The sequence below is a fragment of the Streptomyces achromogenes subsp. achromogenes genome (assembly GCF_000720835.1).
Classification (GTDB): Bacteria; Actinomycetota; Actinomycetes; order Streptomycetales; family Streptomycetaceae; genus Streptomyces; species Streptomyces achromogenes.
Genome location: NZ_JODT01000013.1, coordinates 154,150 through 172,497, shown reverse-complemented (window position 1 = coordinate 172,497; position 18,348 = coordinate 154,150). Strand labels below are relative to the sequence as shown.

The 18,348-nt window shown below is 71.8% G+C and carries 16 protein-coding genes; 9 read left to right on the top strand and 7 right to left on the bottom strand.

Going from position 1 to position 18,348, the window contains the following annotated elements; genetic code table 11:
• Nucleotides 1–74 precede the first annotated feature (74 nt).
• Nucleotides 75–791: a GPR1/FUN34/YaaH family transporter gene (locus tag IH25_RS0115240; protein WP_030609223.1), complete on the bottom strand. Its 717-nt coding sequence runs from the start codon at nt 789–791 to the stop codon at nt 75–77.
• A gap of 732 nt (nt 792–1,523) precedes the next feature.
• Between IH25_RS0115240 and IH25_RS0115230 the strand changes: the two genes are divergently transcribed.
• The 6 genes from IH25_RS0115230 to IH25_RS42820 all read left to right on the top strand — a co-directional run bounded on the left by IH25_RS0115230 (nt 1,524) and on the right by IH25_RS42820 (nt 6,815).
• Nucleotides 1,524–3,410, top strand: a complete 1,887-nt coding sequence (locus IH25_RS0115230; RefSeq protein ID WP_030609220.1) for an amidohydrolase — start codon at nt 1,524–1,526, stop codon at nt 3,408–3,410.
• A 121-nt stretch (nt 3,411–3,531) separates the two neighbouring features.
• Nucleotides 3,532–4,194, top strand: coding sequence for a hydrolase (locus IH25_RS0115225; protein WP_030609217.1), 663 nt, complete (start codon nt 3,532–3,534; stop codon nt 4,192–4,194).
• A 47-nt stretch (nt 4,195–4,241) separates the two neighbouring features.
• The gene (locus tag IH25_RS0115220; protein WP_030609215.1) at nt 4,242–4,766 is read left to right on the top strand and encodes a DoxX family protein; all 525 of its coding nucleotides are present in this window, start codon (nt 4,242–4,244) and stop codon (nt 4,764–4,766) included.
• 578 nt (nt 4,767–5,344) lie between these two features.
• Nucleotides 5,345–6,253: a pirin family protein gene (locus IH25_RS41915; RefSeq protein WP_245172798.1), complete on the top strand. Its 909-nt coding sequence runs from the start codon at nt 5,345–5,347 to the stop codon at nt 6,251–6,253.
• Between the two features lie 28 nt (nt 6,254–6,281).
• A complete protein-coding gene (locus tag IH25_RS0115210) occupies nt 6,282–6,638 on the top strand; it encodes a GNAT family N-acetyltransferase (protein WP_030609208.1) in 357 nt (118 codons plus the stop codon).
• 48 nt (nt 6,639–6,686) lie between these two features.
• On the top strand, nt 6,687–6,815 hold the full coding sequence (locus tag IH25_RS42820; protein WP_280842484.1) for a hypothetical protein: 129 nt from the start codon (nt 6,687–6,689) through the stop codon (nt 6,813–6,815).
• A gap of 81 nt (nt 6,816–6,896) precedes the next feature.
• Here IH25_RS42820 and IH25_RS0115200 read toward each other — a convergent pair whose 3' ends face one another.
• Nucleotides 6,897–8,501, bottom strand: coding sequence for a CocE/NonD family hydrolase (locus IH25_RS0115200; RefSeq protein WP_245172797.1), 1,605 nt, complete (start codon nt 8,499–8,501; stop codon nt 6,897–6,899).
• Nucleotides 8,502–8,637: 136 nt separating this feature from the next.
• Between IH25_RS0115200 and IH25_RS0115195 the strand changes: the two genes are divergently transcribed.
• The gene (locus IH25_RS0115195) at nt 8,638–9,408 is read left to right on the top strand and encodes a TetR/AcrR family transcriptional regulator C-terminal domain-containing protein (RefSeq protein ID WP_078844254.1); all 771 of its coding nucleotides are present in this window, start codon (nt 8,638–8,640) and stop codon (nt 9,406–9,408) included.
• Nucleotides 9,409–9,517: 109 nt separating this feature from the next.
• Here IH25_RS0115195 and IH25_RS0115190 read toward each other — a convergent pair whose 3' ends face one another.
• Together IH25_RS0115190 and IH25_RS42965 are read right to left on the bottom strand one after the other, a co-directional pair.
• A complete protein-coding gene (locus tag IH25_RS0115190) occupies nt 9,518–11,245 on the bottom strand; it encodes a SpoIIE family protein phosphatase (RefSeq protein WP_030609196.1) in 1,728 nt (575 codons plus the stop codon).
• Nucleotides 11,246–11,698: 453 nt separating this feature from the next.
• The gene (locus IH25_RS42965) at nt 11,699–12,964 is read right to left on the bottom strand and encodes a helix-turn-helix domain-containing protein (RefSeq protein WP_078844253.1); all 1,266 of its coding nucleotides are present in this window, start codon (nt 12,962–12,964) and stop codon (nt 11,699–11,701) included.
• 202 nt (nt 12,965–13,166) lie between these two features.
• Between IH25_RS42965 and IH25_RS0115180 the strand changes: the two genes are divergently transcribed.
• Nucleotides 13,167–13,685 (top strand): hypothetical protein, encoded by a 519-nt coding sequence (locus IH25_RS0115180; protein ID WP_030609191.1) that lies wholly within the window; start codon nt 13,167–13,169, stop codon nt 13,683–13,685.
• A gap of 214 nt (nt 13,686–13,899) precedes the next feature.
• Here IH25_RS0115180 and IH25_RS0115175 read toward each other — a convergent pair whose 3' ends face one another.
• Nucleotides 13,900–14,481, bottom strand: coding sequence for an SRPBCC family protein (locus IH25_RS0115175; protein WP_030609188.1), 582 nt, complete (start codon nt 14,479–14,481; stop codon nt 13,900–13,902).
• Nucleotides 14,482–14,782: 301 nt separating this feature from the next.
• On the bottom strand, nt 14,783–15,814 hold the full coding sequence (locus tag IH25_RS0115165) for a medium chain dehydrogenase/reductase family protein (RefSeq protein WP_030609185.1): 1,032 nt from the start codon (nt 15,812–15,814) through the stop codon (nt 14,783–14,785).
• A 170-nt stretch (nt 15,815–15,984) separates the two neighbouring features.
• Between IH25_RS0115165 and IH25_RS0115160 the strand changes: the two genes are divergently transcribed.
• Nucleotides 15,985–16,641 (top strand): TetR/AcrR family transcriptional regulator, encoded by a 657-nt coding sequence (locus tag IH25_RS0115160; protein ID WP_030609182.1) that lies wholly within the window; start codon nt 15,985–15,987, stop codon nt 16,639–16,641.
• A gap of 301 nt (nt 16,642–16,942) precedes the next feature.
• On the opposite strand, the gene IH25_RS0115155 is transcribed toward IH25_RS0115160, so the two are convergent.
• The gene (locus IH25_RS0115155) at nt 16,943–18,283 is read right to left on the bottom strand and encodes a class I SAM-dependent RNA methyltransferase (RefSeq protein ID WP_030609177.1); all 1,341 of its coding nucleotides are present in this window, start codon (nt 18,281–18,283) and stop codon (nt 16,943–16,945) included.
• Nucleotides 18,284–18,348: the final 65 nt, after the last annotated feature.

Below are 18,348 nucleotides of genomic sequence, written 5' to 3'. Positions count from 1 at the left end.
AGGTCTCCCGCACGCGGCACAGGGGGCGAGGTCCGGCCTCGTACCGGATCTGTGGCGGAGCCCCGCTCACAGGCTCACAGAGTGCGTCGTACGCCCGCCTGGCGTTCCAGGTCGCGCAGTTGCACCGCCAGGTTGCCCTGCACGGCGTCGTGGGCGGGGCCCCGGCGGCCCACGGGCAGGACCTCCTCGCCCCTCATGTCCTCCAGCATGAGGGCGAACGCCGCGTACAGCGCGGCCAGGGCCAGGAGCATGCCGAGTGCTCCGGAGATGTGGCCGAGCCAGGCGACGCCGGTGAGGTTGGCGAGGGCGGCCACGGCGAACCTCGGGACGGCGACGCAGAGGACCAGCCACATCGACCGCTTCCGATGGGCGACGGACGCCATCATGAGGGCGAAGGCGGCGAACACGAGGTTGAGCACGCCGAGCACGCGCACGCCCGAGGGCGGGTCGAACGCCAGCACGAGGGAGCTGGCCAGCCAGGTGCCGGAGAAGCAGGCCATCAGCGTCGCGGCGAGCACGTCCCGCGCTCCGAAGGCGAGGATGCCGACGATCAGTTGCAGGACGAAGGCCGGGAAGACGGTCAGGGCCACCGCCAGGTGGGCGTCTTCGCCCAGGAGCCCCAGCTGCATGCTTCCGACGATGAACGAGGCGATCGCCACCGAGAAGAAGCCGACCGGCATGGGGGTGGCGATGGGGCGGAGGGTGATGCGGGTCATCGGGCGCAGGTCCCGCTCGAAGTGCCTGCCGGCCTGGTGGGTCGGCTCTTCGGGCGGTTCGGAATCGTGAGGCACGGGTTCTCCTGTGAGGTTCCGCTCGGGGAACGGTACGGATCGGCACGGGCTCCGGGTCCGGGTTCGCCCGGGCGCGGACCAAGACCGGGACCGGGCCCGTGCGCCGATCAAGCGCGGGCCCACCGGTGATGCCGCCGCCGGCGAACACGCCGCACACCCCGGTGGCGTACGGCGGAGCGCCACGGCGCGGGCAAAGCCGCGCGGAGGAACCGGGTTCGTCCGTGCGGCCGGTTCCGCCCGGTGGCCCGGATCTGGTCAGGCGCTGTGCAGGGCTGCGTGGAGGGTGTCGGCGGCCAGTGTGATCGCGGCACCGGCGGCATGGGTCCCGCGCGGGGCGTCGAGCATTCCGGAGTGACCTTCCCGACGGTAATCCCGTCCAGCGCGATGTCTTCTCCGAGAGTGCACCGCTCCTGTCCCCGCCGCGCACCGGCCGCCGGGACCTTCTCTTGCCGGACGTTCCACGTCGCAGGAGAGCGGTGCGCGCTGAGGCGAAGTCCAGTGCACTCGCGTGCGATCGCGCCGGACGGGGCCTGCCTATCGTGACGGTGCGGCAGTCGCCCCCGCACCGTCCGGTGTGTGACCTCGCTTTTCTCGAGGCCTCGCCGTGTGCCGGCGGGCCGATCGCCGTCCGATTCCATCGGCGATGCCTTCCCCGGTGCCGACGTCGCCGGGTCCCGCCTGCCGCGCCACGCAGCGGGTCGAAGCCGCTTTTCCCCAAGGGAGTCCCAGAAGATGTCAACAATGCCCGTCGGCGGGCTGGTTCCCCGGCCCGTCGAGGACGCCGCCGATCTGGTCGTCCGCAACGCGAAGATCCACACCGGGGACCCGGCACGTCCGCACGCCGAGGCGCTGGGCATTCGCGACGGCGTCATCACGGTCATCGGCGACGACAGGGACGTGGCCGGGCACATCGGCCCGGAGACGAAGGTGGTCGACGCGCTCGGGCGCCGGGTGATCCCCGGCCTCAACGACTCCCACCTGCACGTGATACGCGGCGGCCTCAACTACGTGCTCGAACTGCGCTGGGACGGCGTGCGCAGCCTCCGTGAGGGACTGGCGATGCTGCGGGAGCAGGCCGCCCGCACGCCCAAGGGCCAGTGGGTCCGGGTGGTCGGCGGCTGGTCGGCGGAGCAGTTCGCGGAGCGGCGGCTGCCGACCGTGGCCGAGCTGAACGCCGCCGCCCCCGACACGCCCGTGTTCGTCCTGCACCTGTACCAGTCGGCCGTGCTGAACCGGGCGGCGCTCAAGGCCGCCGGCTTCACCAAGGACACGCCCGACCCCAAGGGGGGCCAGATCGTGCGGGGCCGCGGCGGTGAGCCGACCGGCATGCTGCTGGCCGCTCCCAGCGCCCTCATCCTCTACTCGACCCTCGCCAAGGCGCCGGTGCTGGAGGGCGAGGACAAGAAGACGTCCACCCGTCATTTCCTGCGCGAACTCAACAGGTTCGGCCTCACCTCGGCGATCGACGCCGCGGGCGGTTTCCAGAACTTCCCCGACAACTACTCGACCGTCATCGAACTGGCCAAGGCGGGCCGGTTGTCGATGCGCATTTCCTACCATCTCTTCCCGCAGACACCCGGCCAGGAGATCGACGACCTCACCCGCTGGATCGAAACGGCCCGGCCCGAGGACGGGGACGCATGGCTGCGGCTCAACGGCGCGGGTGAGAACCTCACCTGGGCGGCGGCCGACTTCGAGAACTTCACCCAGCCGCGCCCGGAACTCTCCTCCGGCTACGAGGTGGAATTCGAGAAGGCGGTCCGTCTCCTCATGGAGAACGGCTGGGGATTCCGGCTGCACGCCACCTACGACGAGACCATCCGCCGTGACCTCGGCGTCTTCGAGAAGCTCGCCGCGGAAGGGCTGTTCCCCGCCGGGAACCGGTGGCTCTTCGACCACGCGGAGACCGTGTCCGTGGAGAGCCTCGACCGCATCAACGCCCTCGGCGGGGCGATGTCCGTGCAGAACCGTCTCTCCTTCCAGGGCGAGGCGTTCCTGCGACGCTACGGGCCGGGAGCGGCCGCCGACGCCCCGCCGATCCGGGCGATGCTGGACCGCGGCATGACGGTGGGCGCCGGCACCGACGCCACCCGCGTCTCGACCTACAACCCCTGGGTCGCCCTGCACTGGCTCGTCAGCGGCCGCTCCGTCGGCGACCTCACGCTGCGCCCGCCGGCCAACCGCGTCGACCGGCGGACGGCGTTGACGATGTTCACCCACGCCGGAGCGAAGCTGACCGGCGAGGACGACGTCAAGGGCGTCCTCAGGCCCGGCTGCTACGGCGACCTCGCGGTGCTGTCCGACGACTACTTCACGGTGGCCGAGCCGGAGATCGCCGGGATCGAGTCGCTGCTGACCGTGACGGGTGGCCGCATCGTCTACGCCGCCGCCGAGTACGAGGGGCTCGACGAGGAACTCCCGCCGGTACCGGCCTGGAGCCCGGTCGCGCGTTTCGGCGGCTATCAGGCTTCCCGTCGTACGGCGCTCTCCGGCGCCCGGCAGGCGGAACTGCTCGGCGAAGCCGTCGCCGAATCGGAGCGGCACCGCCGGTGGCGCACCGCGCGGGGCCTGGCCCCCGAGGCCACGGGGACCCCCTTCGACCCCTGCTTCGACCTCTGAACCACCGGAAGCCTCCCGCCCGCCGGGCCCTCCTTCCGGTCCACGGCTCCGTCCGCTCGGACGGTTCCGCACGGCACGGTGATCGTCCGCGCCGTCACTTTCCCGAGAAAGGCACCTCGCCATGGTCAACATCGCCGCCGTCACCGCCGCCCCCAGCCCCGACCTGCTCACCCCGGACAACTGCGCGGTGCTGTTCGTCGATCACCAGCCGCAGATGTTCTTCGGCACCGGCAGCGGTGACCGCACCGCCATCGTCAACTCCACCGTGGGCCTGGCGAAGGCCGCGAAGGTGTTCGACGTCCCGGTCGTCCTGAGCACCGTGGCCGCCGAGTCCTTCTCGGGCCCGCTCATGCCGCAGCTGGCCGACGTCTTCCCCGAGCAGAAAATCATCGACCGCAGCACCATGAACGCCTGGGAGGACGTGAACTTCGTCGAGGCGGTCAAGGCCACCGGCCGCGAGAAGCTCGTCATCGCCGGTCTGTGGACCGAGGTGTGCGTGGTCCTGCCGGCCCTCTCCGCGATGGCCCAGGGCTACGAGGTCTACGTCGTCACCGACGCGTCCGGCGGCGTCAGCCCGCAGGCCCACGAGCACGCCGTACAGCGCATGATCCAGGCCGGTGCCGTCCCCGTCACCTGGGTGCAGGTGCTCCTGGAGCTCCAGCGGGACTGGGCCCGCACCGGGACGTACGCCGCGGTGGGCGACGTGGTCAAGGCGCACGGCGGCGCCTACGGTCTCGGCATGGTCTACGCGCAGGCCGTCATCGGCGCCCACGCCGCGGGCTGACCCCCACCACGGACACGTAGGAACAGGCAGGAACAGGCAGGGACTTGATGGACGCTGGACTGTTGATCCTGCGGCTCGTGACCGGACTCCTCGTCGCCGGGCACGGTGTGCAGAAGGTGAGCTTCCACCTGGGAGGCAAGGGACTGGCAGGCGGGACCGAGGAATTCCGCGCGGACGGCTTCCGCGGCGGCCGGCTCACCGCCCTCACCGCGGGAGCCGGCCAGATCGGTGCCGGCCTGTTCCTGGCGGCCGGCCTGCTCACCCCGCTGGCCGCGATGGCCGCCATGGGCGTGATGACGGTCGCCGGCACCGTGAAGTGGCCCAACGGACTCTGGGTGCAGAACGACGGCTACGAGTACCCCCTGGTCCTCGTCGTCGTCTCCGCCGCGCTGGCCCTGACCGGGCCGGGGCGGTGGTCCGCGGACCACGCGCTGGCCGTCACCCCCTGGCCGGTGTGGATTTCCGTGGCCGCGGTCGTCATCGGGCCGGTGAGTGGCCTGCTGACCCGCGTGGTTCTGCACCGGGCGGCTCCCCCGGCAGAAGGGACGCCTCACCCGCGGCCGGCCCCCTGACGGATTCCGGATGCGGCTGCCCGCCCGTCGCCCTGTGAGGCGGGCGGGTGCCTGGGTCCGTACCGGCGCGGGCAGCTCGTACGACCGCGCCGCGGTCGTGGGCCTATTGAGGTCACCCCCTTCGCGGAGCGCATAGGGCATGGGGCATGGGGCAAGTGGCCCGGGCCCGGCGGGGCACCGGTGCCCTCACCTGGGGCCTGTACCATGACGGCCAGGATCCCGGCCACTTCATCGAGAGCCACGTCGTCGCCTCGTGGTCCGAGCATCGCGCGCAGCACCACGTCCGGCTCACCCTCACCGGCCGGCGTCAGGAGGACCGGGCCATCGTCTTCTCGCCCCCCGGCACCCGCCTGGAAGTCCCCCCACGCCTTCGGCACGTCCGGGGACCCTGTCGTACCGGAGGACACCGGGGCGCCCTCGTCCTCGCCGCGACCGGGACCGGGACCGGGACCGACGGCCGACGGCCGACGGCACCTCACAGAAAGGAGACACGCCCGGTGGGCGATGTCGAGAAGAGTCTTGCGAAGTCGTTCGGCGTCACCGCGGCCGAGGACGCACGGGCCGGGAACGACCCGGACATCGACGTCCTCACCCCGCGGGACGTCCCGCTCGGCGGCCCCCGGGCGATGAAGGTACGGCGCACCCTGCCGCAGCGTTCCAGGACCACGATCGGCGCGTGGTGCTTCGCCGACCACTACGGCCCCGAAGACGTCGCCGTCACCGGCGGCATGCACGTTCCGCCGCATCCGCACACCGGTCTGCAGACGGTGAGCTGGCTGTTCAGCGGCGAGATCGAGCACCGGGACAGCCACGGCGTCCACGCGCTGGTGCGGCCCGGCGAACTGAACCTCATGACCGGCGGGCACGGGATCAGCCACAGCGAGGTCTCGACCTCCCGGACCACGGTCCTGCACGGCGTCCAGCTGTGGGTGGCCCTGCCGGAACGGCACAGGAACACGGGGCGCGACTTCCAGCACCACGTACCCGAGCCGGTGCGTGTCGACGGGGCCGAGATCCGGGTCTTCCTCGGTTCGCTGGCCGGAGTCACCTCTCCCGTGTCGTCCTTCACTCCCCTGCTCGGTGCGGAGGTCCTCCTGGAGCCCGGAGCCGGCGTCACGCTCGCGGTGGACCCCTCCTTCGAGCACGGTCTCCTCGTCGACACGGGCCCGGTCCGCCTGGCCGGCACCCTGCTGGCCCCGGCGGAGCTGGGATTCGCCGCCGAGGGGAACACCACGCTGACCCTGGCCAACGCATCGGATGAGAGGGCACGGTGCGTGCTGCTCGGCGGGACACCGTTCGAGGAAGAGATCGTCATGTGGTGGAACTTCATCGGCCGCGGCCATGAGGAGATCGCGCGGGCCCGGGAGGACTGGCAGAACGCCTCCGCGCGCTTCGGCACGGTCGAGGGGTACGACGGCGAACGCCTTCCGGCCCCCGAACTGCCCCACAGCATCCTCAGGCCACGCGGAAACCCGCCCCGCCGCTGACCCCCGGCAACCGAAAGGACTTCCGACCATGACCGACACCGACACCACGCCGACCGTCGAACGCGTCGACACCCGGCACCGCTACGAGATCCACGTCGGCGGACAGCGCGCCGGCCTGACCGCCTATCGTGACCGCGACCGGCAGCGGGTCTTCTTCCACACGGAGATCGACGACGCGTACACGGGCCAGGGCCTGGCCGGCCGGCTGATCCGGGAGGCGCTCGACGACGTGCGCGCCTCGGGCATGCGCATCGTGCCCGTCTGCCCCTTCGTGGCGGCCTACCTGTCGAAGCACGACGCGTACGACGACATCACCGACCCCGCGACCCCGGAGGTCGTCCAGTGGCTGGAGGCGGAACTGGAGCGCTCGTCGAGCCGGTCGTAGGCTGACGGACCCGCGTGCGGGGCGCGACCCGCACACCACCGGGACAGCATGACCGTCGACGGCCGGCACCGGCGGATCCGCGTACGCGCCGACGACCTCGGCGCCCGCTTCCCGGGCCTGCTCGACCCGATCCTCCACTACGCCGCGCCCGCGCCGGCGGCCGACGGGTCCGGATGACCCCGAGCCGGACCGGACGGCGGCCCGGCCCGTCGGCCGCTCCCCGGGACTGTTCGCCGGCCACTCCCCGGGGCTGACGAGTCACCCGAGCCCGGAGCCGCCGGGGAGCAGCAGTGCCGAGTCCGTGTGGAGGGTCATGCGCACGGGTGTGAACGTGGTGGCGGCCACCGGGGACCGGCCGGTGCCGGGGTTGCGGGCGTAGCGCGGATGGGCGCCCGCGCTGATCTGCCAGCGTATGCGGTGCCCGGCGGGGAAGCGGTGGGCGGTGGCGCTCATCGCCACGGCGACCTGCGAGGGCGCGTCTCCGGTCGTCCGAAGGCGGCCCAGCCCGTCACAGACGTTGACGGAGCGGCCCTGCGCGTCCACGTCGCACAAGCGGGTGAAGACGTCGGCGTGCCCGGTGTCCGTGGAGACGCTCAGCCGCGCGGAGACCGGACCCAGGACGTCCACCGGCTCGGTCAGCGGCGGACCGGTGAACGTCAGGACGTCGTCCCGGGCCTCCAGCCTGCTGTTGTCCCGGGGACCGGCGGTGCGGGAGAGCAGCGGGCCGCCCAGGGACGGGGTGGGGTCGGCCGGGTCGTAGCGGAACGTCGTCAGCGGTGCCGAGTCGGTCGGGGCCTGCCGGATGAGCCGGCCGCCGGGGGCGGGGTACCACGGGGTGGCGGCCTCGGCCGGCGGCCAGTCGTCGAGGTCCCGCCAGGCGTTCTCACCGCCGACATGCGCGCGCACCGTGGTGGGACGCAGGCCGGACGGGTCGGCGCACAGATGGGCGCGCAGCCAGGCGAGACTCTCCGCGAACACCTCGGGCCACCCCTGCTGCAGGGCGGAGGTGTGGGTCCAGGGGCCGACGAGCAGGGCGGTCTCGCAGCCGGCCCGACGCAGCCGGCCGTACTGCTCGAAGGTCTGGTCGGCCAGCGCGTCGTGCCAGCCGGTGATCAGGGCCGTGGGCACGCGGAGCCGCTCCGCCGACCGGTCCAGGGACGCGCCGTGCCAGTAGGGGTCATGGGGGTCGGGGTGTGACATCACGTCGTCCAGCCAGGGAATCTCGCCGCCGAGGGCGGACGCGTATGCCCCGCGCAGCGGCCGGGCGGTGGTGACGGCGCGCAGGCGGCGCTGGAGGCGCAGGGTCGCCCTCAGGAACGGCGCCATGCCCTGGTGCTGGTAGGTCATGCCCACGCCGACGGCGAGGGCGTTCTCCAGGCGCAGCGCGCCGTCCGCGTAGAACAGGCCGTAGGGGTCGTGCAGTCCCACCTGCACCACCATCGCCTTGAGCTCCGGCGGCGGGTCCAGGGCGAGGGCCCACTGCACGTACCCCAGATAGCTGGGGCCGACGGTTCCGAGTGTGCCGTTGAACCAGGGTTGCCCGCGCAGCCAGGAGACGGTGGCCCGGCCGTCCGCGGCCTCGTTGCGGCACAGGTCGAACGCGCCGCCCGAACCGCCGGTGCCGCGGCAGCTCTGCAGGACGACGTGAAAGCCCTGTTCGGCGAAGAGCAGGCCGTACATCGGAGACCACGGCAGGCCCCGGCCGTACGGCGAGCGGACCAGGAGGGTGGGGAGGTCGCCCTCCGCGCGCGGGAAGTAGTGGTCGGTGATCAACGGGCTGCCGTCGGCGGCGGGCACCACCAGCCCCGGCTCCCATCCGACGGCGTGCCGCTTCGCCGGCAGACCCCGCCAGAGCGCCCTCATCATCCGTGCGGACAGCGGCGGTCGACCTGCGGGTGGCGCCCAGGCGGATGCGGCCACGGCGTCGGGCGTGGGTGTGGGTGTGGACATGGTTCCCCTCCTCAATTCCGTACGATGTACGAGAATAGAGGATGCTTGGATGGCCCTCACACGAGCCGCCTCGACGACCAGCGGAAAGGAACGCGTGACCGTGCCCCCTGCCGAGGGTTCCGGCGCCCCGGGCGTCGACCCCGCACAGCTCTGGCTGCGTCCCACCGAACCCCGCAGGGGGCGCAGACCCTCCTTCAGCCGGGAAGCGATCACCGCGGCAGCCGTCGCCCTGGCGGACACGGAAGGGCTCGAAGCGGTCACCATGCGGCGGGTGGCCGCCGAGATCGGTGCCGGCGTCATGTCGCTCTACACCTACGCCCCCGACAAGGAGACCCTGCTGGAACTGATGGTCGACCATGTCAGCGGCGAACTGACGGTTACGGACCCGCCCACCGGCGACTGGCGCTCCGATCTGAAGACCATCGCGCACCTACAGCGTGCCCACATGCTGCGCCACCCCTGGCTGCCCGCCGCCCTGGCCACCCGCCGCGTGCCGGGCCCCAACACACTGGCCTTCCTGGAGCACGCGCTCGCCGTCCTGCGGCCCACCGGACTGGACGGTGCGGCGAAGCTGGAGATCTTCGCCCAGCTCACCGCGTTCGTGGCCGGACACGTCGGCCACGAGATCGCGCAGGCCGCGGTCTCGCGGTCCCCGGACAGGGCCGCGGCCGAGGCCCGCTACCTCGCCGCCGTCGCCGCCGACGGCCACCACCCGGAACTCGCCGAAGCCCTCGCCGCCCCCGGCCTCCCCCTCACCCCCGAGGCCACCTTCAGCCGGTTCCTGGGCCGCCTGATCGACGGCCTCGACGTCACTCACTGACACCCGAGGGGCAGCGGCCCCTTCCAGCAGGCCCCGGGACCGGCACGCACTCCACACCGGCGGACCCCAGCCGTCCGGCCGTCGCGTCCCGGCCGGTTGTCCCGTGTTGCTACGGTCCCGTGCGCAGCGGTGTCCGCAGGGCGAGAAGCGCCACGTCGTCGTCATTGGCGGCAGGGCGGACCCTGTGCAGCAACTGGTCGCTGAAGGAGGCGAGAGGACGGCGGACGAGCGCTGCCGCGTGCCGTCGAAGCCGTGACAGTCCCTCGTCAAGGCTGTGGCCCGGCTGCTCGATCAGGCCGTCGGTGTACAGCAGCAGGGTCGAGCCCGGCGGCAGCAGGACGGTTCCGTCGGTGCGGGGGACACGGATTCCGGTGCCCAGCAGAAGCCCATGGCCGTCGGTGAGGTACTCGGCCAGGCCGTCGTGGCTGACCAGGAGCGGCGGGGGGTGGCCGGCGTTGCTCCAGGAGAGTTTCCAGTGGCCTTGGCCGGCCTCTTCGATCCTGGCGAAGACCATCGTGGCCATGGTGACGTCGGTGATGTGCTGGAGCGCCTCGTCCAGGCGGTCGACGATGCCGCTGGGCGGCTCCCGCAGGGCCCAGGCGTAGGCGCGGAGCATGTTGCGCAGCTGCGCCATGCCCGCGGCGGCCTCCAGGTCGTGGCCGACCACGTCTCCGACGGCCAGCGCGGTCGTTCCGTCGGGCAGGGAGAAGGCGTCGTACCAGTCACCGCCGACGTGCGAGGCATCGGGTGCGGGCAGGTAGCGCACGGCCATCTGGAGTCCCGGCACGCGCGGCATCTGCGGCAGCAGATGGTTCTGCGTGGTCTCGGCGACCTTGCGCTGACGTTGGTAGAGGAGCGCGTTGTCCAGGGCGAGTCCGGTCCGGCGGGCGATGTCCTCGATCAGGGGAAGATCGGCCGGAGTGAAGTCTCCCGGTACCTCGGCGCGGCCCAGGGTCAGGGCTCCCAGGACCCTGCGCGTACTGCGGATGGGAACGATGGCCGCCGAGCGGATGCCGGTGGCCTCGAACAGACGGCGCTGCTCGACCGCGATACCGGAATCCGGTTCCCGCCGGTACGTCTGTGGACCCGCCACGGTGGACGCGGCTCCGCGCAGCGCCCTGGACAGGGGCAGGGGGGACTCCTGCGGAATGGGCGGCATGGGCCCTTGGAGGTCCTCGCGGCACACCAGCGTGCCGCCCTCGGCGTGGACCACCGCGGTACGCGAGACTTCGCCCCGCTCGGTGATCAGATCGACGACGGCCCAGTCCGCCAGCCGGGGCACCACCAGGGCCACCAGCCGGCGCAACGCCTCCTCCACGTCAAGCGTCGAGGTCAGCCGTGTGGTGGTCTCGGCCAACAGCGCCAGCCGTTCGAGCTCCGACAGTTTCCGGGGCGCCGACCGCGAGGGCGGTTCCGCCTCCTCTTCGCTCCGCGGCGCGTGGAAGAGGACCAGCGTGCCCGGTTCGCGGCCACCGGTGTCGTACGGGGTGATCAGCCAGGAGATGGGCAGTACGGTGCCGTCTCCGCGCGCGAAGTAGTCCTGCTCCCCCTGCGCGGTTCGCGCCGCGTGGAACTGCTGCCGCATGCCGCACCGGGCGGCCGGCACGGACTGGCCGTGCGCGTCGCGGTGCAGCAGGTCGTGCGCGTCACGGCCGAGCAGGTCCTCGGCACGGCACGCCAGCAGTTCCAGGGCGTGGGAGTTGACGGCCACGATGCGGCCGTTCTCGTCCACCACGTAGGCTCCGGTCCCGATGGCTCGCAGCGCCTCGTCGAGCCCTGGACCAGGTCTTTCCGAAGACCGCCTGCGGGTGGTCCCGGATTGCTTCGGCCCCGCCATCTGCTCATCTCCTTGCTCGTCGTCCACCTCCGCGCAGTCGGCGGCACAGCCCGTTGGACGGCATATGCCTCCTCTGATGCCCGGGGCAGGTGAATTCAGCCACGCCGCTGTCGGCGGCCCGGAGGTCCCTGACGGCGAGGCACCCGGCCACTCCCCGGGTTCCTCCGCTCGGCCCCCGCTACCCCGTCGCCGTTCGCGTGCGGGGCCATGGGCGTAGCGTCGAAGGAGTGAGGACGGGGTGTGTGACGGCCCCCGCCCTCACACGCCGTACCCGGCGGTGCGCTGCGCGTAGTGGATTCCGTTTGCGGCGCTCCCCGGTCACCGACCGTCCGCGACGAACTCGCCACGGTCGGGGAACCCGGGCCACCCACGGTCGTCTCCAGGTTCCAACGTCCTGCGCCTCACCGCTCCCGCCTGGGACACGGCTGCCCGGACCGGACGGGAACTCCTCGGCTACGACGCGGGAGTGATCGTTCCCACGCGCAGATACTCGGCGAACTTGATGTGGTCCAAGGACGCGTAGTCCTCTTCGGTGCCGGGCGGCTCGGAGCCGGACTCGGAAACGAAGGTGAACCGTTCCGAGTTCTTGACGTCGAACGCGCCGTACTCCTGCAATGCCTTGGCGACTATCCGCTCGTACGGTTCGAGCGAGGTGTCGGCGTCGATGTCGTACGCGCGATCCAGCCAGATGAACTGCCCTTCGCGCCAGCGGCCCCCTCCCCGGCCATCGCTTCCGACAGCCGGGAAGACGTACTGGCTGCTGTTGTCCGGGGTGCCGAAACAAAGGGCGTGGTCAATGCGTCCGGCCTTCCAGTCGGCGCGGGTGATCATCCCGGCCAGGCGGGAGAAACCGCTGCCTGTGGCCTGGCCCTTGTCGGAGACCGACGCGCCGCGCGTACGGGACACCGCTCCCCATTCACAGCTCGGCTTGCCGTCATGCACCTCGGCCCGCCAGCATTCCAGCGAGCGCCCGTCCGGTGTGATCACCACCGTCCACTGGCGCTCCTTCGGAGCCTGCCAGGCCGCGTCCCAGGGGAAGTCGATGCCCTCGAATGGATCGGGTCCCCATTGACCGACATGCTTTCGCGGCGTGACCGTGTAGGTCGGGGTGCCGGTGGTGGCTCGGTACACAAGGGGACTGGCCTTGCCGGTATGCAACTCCACGCGCCCCAGGCCGAGCAGGTCGGTGACCATCCGCGCGGAGTCCGACACCGGGCGGGGGTGCGGATGACGTTGATTGAAGACATCGTCGTCGGCGAAGAAACGCATGGCATGACCGGTGGAGTCCGGCCGTGACGACTCGCGGTCGAGCCGATGGGCGACGACGGCCCCGACGGCCGTCAAGGCGAGCGCGACGGCCCCGGCGACGGCGACGACGGGCCACCGGCGCCGCCGCGCCGGTGCGGTACCGAGTCCGGCCTCTGCCGCCCGCCACCGGTGTTCCCATTCCGCCCGATCGCCGCCGCAGGCCTCGGCATAGGCCAACGCGACCTCAAGAGGCGGTAGTTGCCCGCCCCGGGCGGCGGTGGACAGAGCACCGGGCGACTGCCCCGTACGTGCGGCCATCTGACGGTACGTCGGGTTGCCCGCGGAGTCGCGCAGAGCACGTAACTCTTCCGCGAACCGCTTCACCGGATCCTCCACCGGGTCGTCCGATCGAGGCGGTGGTGCTGCGGCCATCTGTCCGCCCTCCAAGCCGTGACCTGAGGTCTTCCACATGTGACATACGGTCAGTTACCGTGATTTTAGGGCTCGTCCAGCCGATGATGTGACTCCTTGCGACCCGATCCGTAGGCGCGGAACGATGTACGGCGGCGTGTCCGAAGACCAGGACGCCGGCTTCCGCGAGCCCGCGCGGCGGGCGTACCGCGGAAGGGTGGTCTGCGTGGATCAAGGATGGGCGGCCGTGGCAGGAGCCGGAGTGGCCGTCGTCGGCACCCTGTGCACCTCGTGGCTGGCCCAGGTGACCGCTCGCCGGCAGACGCGTGACCAGGGCGCGGTCGAACACAGCCGGGTCCTGCGGAGCGAACGTCTGGAGGCGTACCTGGCATTCATGAAGGCAGCGGAACCGGTCGACGGCGTGCTGCACCGGGTCGCGCATCAGGACGGTCCGCGAGTCGCCGTGTGGAATTCCCCGCCCGCGGCCGACGTGCTGGACGAAGCCCTGGTCGAGCTCGGTGCCGCGGTCGACGCGCTCTACAAGGCGCAGGCGCGGCTCGATCTGATGGGGCCGAAAGCCGTGGCCGTGGAAGCCGTGAACGTGTGGTCGGAGGTGAGATCCCTGCGGATGTACCTCGAAGGAGTGCGTCACGACATGCGTGCGGGCGGCCCGTCGGCCGATGGCTATCGCACCGGACTGCAGGCCGCGGTGGACGCGGTGGAGGTAAGCCGGGATCGCTTCGCCCAGCGCGCTCGCGAGGTGCTGGAGGCGCCGCCGTGAGGGCCGTTCACGGCCGGGGGGCCAGGCCCCGGCCCTCGTAGCGGACGTACTCGGGTACTCGGGTCGGGGGCCGGTGCGGCGAGTGGGGCGCCTCCTGTTCGCGGGTGGTGAGCCTGCTCGAAGGTGGTGGGCCTGCTCGGAGGGCCGACTGGTCCGTCATGGCGAGGGCCCGCTGGTCGGCGCATCGCCCGGCCGGCCCTCGTCCGGTGCGCGGCTACCCGGCCGCCCGGGTCTCCGCTTCGCGCCTGAGGTTGTCGACCCACTTGCGCAGGGAGTTGTCGAGCGCGGCCTGCAAGGCTGCCCGGTCGGCGAGGACCGGGGCGCCCGACCAGGACTCCTCGGTGTGGACGAGGACGCCGTTCCTGGTCGGGGTGAAGGTCCACACGTGGACGGCGGTGATGCCCTGGGCCGGGCCGCCCCAGACCAGGCGCTTGCCGTAGTCGGCCTGCTGCACGGTGGAGGTGATGTCCAGGCCCTCGGTGCTCCAGCGGAAGACCGAGCCGGGACGGAGACGGCCGGGAGTGTCCTTGACCACGACGTCCACGTCGGGCTGCCACGACGGCCAATTGGCGACATCGGTCTGCACCTTCCAGATCGTGTGGAGCGGCGCGTCGATCAGGATGCTGTCACGGGTGATCACCGGCGCACTCAAGTCGATGTTCACATCGGCGGTGTGCCGGGTGGCGGCGCCGGCCCTGACGGGGTCTTCGTCGGTGAGGGCGGCGGCGGTGCCGGTAGTCGCAAGGATGAGCGTAGAGGTCAGGACGGCGGACTTGGCCGCGGTGGTGACACGCATGATGCCTGCCTTAGAAAGGGGTTCGAGGAACCGTTGTCAAGTGGGCGACAGGGCGGTGGGGCCGAGGGAGAGGGACGACTCGAGCGGACGCCTCGGGCAGCCGGCGTAGTGGTCAGCCGGTCTGCTCGCCCAAGCCGTGGGTCGTCCATCTGAACGAGTCGCCGGGCAGCAGTGAACCGTCCGGCTTCGCCTCGTCCACGCCACGTCCGCTCCACCCAGGAGTCGATGTCGGCGTGCAGCGGCGAGCGCGAGAGGGGCCCAATCGCCGGGGGACGTGTGTGTGCCGGTCCCGCGTGACGCGTCAGGCGCGCAGGACGACCTTTCCGGCCACGGTGCCGGACTCGGCCAGCCGCATCGCTTCGGCGGCCTGGGCGAGGGGCAGTTCGGCGGCGATCCGGGCGGTGATCTCACCCCGGCGCAGGGCTTCGAAGACCTCGGTGAGGTCGTCGCGCAGCCGGGCCCGGAAGCGGTCGCGGTTCAGGGCGCGGCCGGCCCAGACGTTGAAGAAGCAGGCGTGGCGGCGGTTGGGCAGCGTGTTCCAGAGCCAGACGCGGGCCAGCAGCTTGAGGACGGGCCACTGCTTGGAACCTTCGTCGTCACGGGTGGAGGCGCTGCCGTAGGAGACGAGCGTGCCGCCGGGGGCGAGCAGGCCCCAGGAGTCGACGATGCTTCGGCCGCCGACGTGGTCGAAGACGGCGTCCACGCCGCGCGGGGCGAGTTCCCGGACGCGGGCGGGGATGTTCTCGGTGCGGTAGTCGATCGGGATCACCCCCTGTTCCCGCAGGGCGGTGTGGTGGCGTGCGGAGGCGGTCCCGATCACCCGCGCGCCCGCGGCCAGGGCGAGCTGGACCAGGACGGACCCCACACCACCGTTGGCGCCGTGCACCAGGACGGTCTGACCGGCGCGCACGCGGGCCTTGCGGTGCAGCATCTGCCAGGCCGTGATGCCATTGATCACCACGGTCTCCGCTTCCGCGGCGCCGACCCCGTCCGGGACGGGCACCAGGTCGGCGACGTCGAGGACCACGTGGCTGGCCCATCCGCCGATCTTCAGCAGCGCGGCCACCCGGGTGCCGGCCAGGCCCGCGTCGACCCCCTCGCCGGTCGCCGCCACGGTGCCGACCAGGTCGTAGCCGGGGACGAACGGGAAGGGCGGCTGGTCGTAATAGCGGCCGCGGCGCATCTGCTGCTCCGCGAACGAGACACCGGTGGCTTCCATACGGACGACGACCTGGCCCGGGCCGGCGGTCGGCACCGTCCCGTGCCGCACCTCCAGCCCCTCCGGCTCGACCTTGCCCGGCAGCACGACCTCGACCATCGCTGCGGCGTTCATGATGCCCTCCCTTGACTCCCGCCAGCCCTGTGAGTGGCTGGTGCGTTCGTTAGAAGTTATAACTCCATGCGCGAGTGACGGTCAAGCACATTCGTAATAGGGTCTAACGAAGAACGTCGACGGCCCGCCCGGCCGGCAGCCGGCTCCCCCACCAAAGGAAGGACATCCAGATGACCGCCGCGGCCAAGGAGACCCCACGCGAGCGCTACCGCGCCCAGCTACGGGCGGAGATCAAGGAACGCGCCTGGGAACAGATCGCCGCCGCCGGGGCGCCGGGACTGTCCCTCAACGCCATCGCCAAACAGATGGGCATGAGCGGGCCCGCGCTGTACCGGTACTTCGCCAACCGGGACGAACTGATCACCGAACTGATCCGCGACGCCTACCGCGGCCTCGCCGACACCATCCGCACCGCCGCCGCATCGGGTGCCGATCTGGCCGGCCTCGGGCACACGCTGCGCGCCTGGGCCCTGGACGACCCCCAGCGTTACTTCCTCATCTACGGCACACCGGTCCCCGGCTACCACGCCCCCGACGACATCACCGCGATCGCCTCGGAAATCATGCACGCCCTCCTCGACGCCGCCCAGCCGACCGCCGCTTCAACCCCTCCCGCGGCGGAGGTGGCCCGCCTCGAATCCCACCTAGCCGAACACCGGCAGTGGGCGGGCGACCACCCCGCCTCCCCGACGGCCCTGCGCCGCGCCCTGCACTTCTGGACCCGCCTGCACGGCGCCCTCTCCCTGGAACTGGCAGGCCACTTCACCGGCATGGGATTCGACCCGGCCGAACTGTACGAGAACGAACTGCGGCACCTGACGCAGTGAGGGGGCGGCCACGGCGACCCCGCCGGGGCCGCGGGCGGCACGAGACGGCCCGGGCCGACCGCGGAACGCCGCCCCGGCCAGTAACAAGGCCAGTGACAAGAGGCCCTTGTGACCATCTCGCACCGCACGCAAGGTCCGTACGCCCGACCGGAACACCACGTAGGGCAGAAGCCACACAGCCACGTGCGACGCGACTTGCCACATGGCTGTCCTACAGAACAAGCGCCCTGCGAGCGTCAGCAGTCCGAGGAAGCACGGACACAGCTTGCGACGTTGTCGCTACACCCGCCTGGTCCGCAGCTCAGGAACCCTTCTCGGCAGGCTCCAAAATCGCCACGCACTCCACATGATGTGTCATCGGAAACAGATCGAACGCCCGCAGCGTCCGTACCCGGTAGCCGCCCTCGCGGAAGTACCCCAGGTCCCGGGCCAGCGCAGCGGGATCGCAGGCGACGTAGGCGATGCGGCGGGCGCCGAGGGAGGAGAGGTGGGCGACCGTCGTGCGGCCGGCGCCCGCCCTCGGGGGGTCGAGGACGATGAGGTCGACCTCCGTGATGCCGGTGCGCGGCAGGACCGACTCGACCTTGCCCTGCTCGATGCGGACCCGCGGGAAGTCGGCCAGGTTGTGCCGCGCGTCCTCCACCGCCCGCTTGCCCGACTCGATGCCGAGGACCGCGCCCTGCTCGCCCAGGCGGTCGGCGAGGGCGCCGGCGAAGAGGCCGGCACCGCAGTAGAGGTCCAGGGCCATGTCGCCCTTGCGCGGCAGCAGGCCCTGCATCACCGCCGTGACCAGCGTGTCCGCCGCCTTCGGGTGGACCTGCCAGAAACCGCCGCCTCCCACCCGGTACGTACGGCCGTCCGCGCGCTCGCGCACGAAGGGCCGGCCGTGGACGCGGTGCACACCACCGGACTTCTCGTCCACCCGCAGGACCGACACCGGCCGGTCCAGCTCGACCAGCGGCAGGCGGGCGCCGGGGCGCGGGGTGAGGACCACCTGGCGGTCCTGCGAGCCGGTTGCCGCGATCGCCTCGACCGACTCCATGCCGGTCCAGTCCCGCTTCTCGATGCCCAGCTCGCTCACGCCGGCCGCCGCGATCATGCAGTGGTCGATCGGCTCGACCTCGTGCGAGCGGTGGCGGCGCAGGCCCGCCTTGCCCGTGGAGGCGTCCACCGCGTACTGCACCCGCGTGCGCCACTGCGGCACCTGGCCGGCGGGCAGCTTGTCGCCCTCGGCCGGGACCACCGTGCCGTCCCAGCCGGCCTCCTCCGGGGTGAGGCCGGCCAGCCGCTGGAGCTGTTCGGCGATCACGTCGGCCTTGAGGCGGCGCTGGGCGCCCGGCTTGGCGTGCTGCCAGTCGCAGCCGCCGCAGCGGCCGGGGCCGGCGAAGGGGCAGGGGGCCTCGATGCGGTCCTTGGACGGCTCCAGGATCCGTACGGCGTCCGCGCGCAGGAAACGCGCGCCCTCCTCGCCCTCGGTCACCCGGGCCACCACGCGCTCGCCGGGCAGCGCGTGCCGGACGAACAGCACCTGTCCCTCGGACGTACGGGCGATGCAGTGGCCGCCGTGGGCGACGGGGCCGATCTCGACCTCGTACTCCTCACCCACCAGAGACACCGGAGACTTGGTCGGTTCTGCCTGCATGGTGGGACGACTCCAGATCGAAGAGAGAAGAGAAGAGAAGTGGAAGGAGAGGGGCGGGGTGGTCG

What these genes read in the sequence shown, in the direction of transcription:
- IH25_RS0115225 (WP_030609217.1), top strand. Translation starts at nt 3,532, where the DNA reads ATGGTCAACATCGCCGCCGTCACCGCCGCCCCCAGCCCCGACCTGCTC.
- IH25_RS0115210 (WP_030609208.1), top strand. Translation starts at nt 6,282, where the DNA reads ATGACCGACACCGACACCACGCCGACCGTCGAACGCGTCGACACCCGG.
- IH25_RS0115175 (WP_030609188.1), bottom strand. Translation starts at nt 14,481, where the DNA reads ATGCGTGTCACCACCGCGGCCAAGTCCGCCGTCCTGACCTCTACGCTC.
- IH25_RS0115195 (WP_078844254.1), top strand. Translation starts at nt 8,638, where the DNA reads ATGGCCCTCACACGAGCCGCCTCGACGACCAGCGGAAAGGAACGCGTG.
- IH25_RS0115165 (WP_030609185.1), bottom strand. Translation starts at nt 15,814, where the DNA reads ATGAACGCCGCAGCGATGGTCGAGGTCGTGCTGCCGGGCAAGGTCGAG.
- IH25_RS42820 (WP_280842484.1), top strand. Translation starts at nt 6,687, where the DNA reads ATGACCGTCGACGGCCGGCACCGGCGGATCCGCGTACGCGCCGACGAC.
- IH25_RS0115160 (WP_030609182.1), top strand. Translation starts at nt 15,985, where the DNA reads ATGACCGCCGCGGCCAAGGAGACCCCACGCGAGCGCTACCGCGCCCAG.
- IH25_RS0115190 (WP_030609196.1), bottom strand. Translation starts at nt 11,245, where the DNA reads ATGGCGGGGCCGAAGCAATCCGGGACCACCCGCAGGCGGTCTTCGGAA.
- IH25_RS0115230 (WP_030609220.1), top strand. Translation starts at nt 1,524, where the DNA reads ATGTCAACAATGCCCGTCGGCGGGCTGGTTCCCCGGCCCGTCGAGGAC.
- IH25_RS0115220 (WP_030609215.1), top strand. Translation starts at nt 4,242, where the DNA reads ATGGACGCTGGACTGTTGATCCTGCGGCTCGTGACCGGACTCCTCGTC.
- IH25_RS0115200 (WP_245172797.1), bottom strand. Translation starts at nt 8,501, where the DNA reads ATGAGGGCGCTCTGGCGGGGTCTGCCGGCGAAGCGGCACGCCGTCGGA.
- IH25_RS42965 (WP_078844253.1), bottom strand. Translation starts at nt 12,964, where the DNA reads ATGTGGAAGACCTCAGGTCACGGCTTGGAGGGCGGACAGATGGCCGCA.
- IH25_RS0115155 (WP_030609177.1), bottom strand. Translation starts at nt 18,283, where the DNA reads ATGCAGGCAGAACCGACCAAGTCTCCGGTGTCTCTGGTGGGTGAGGAG.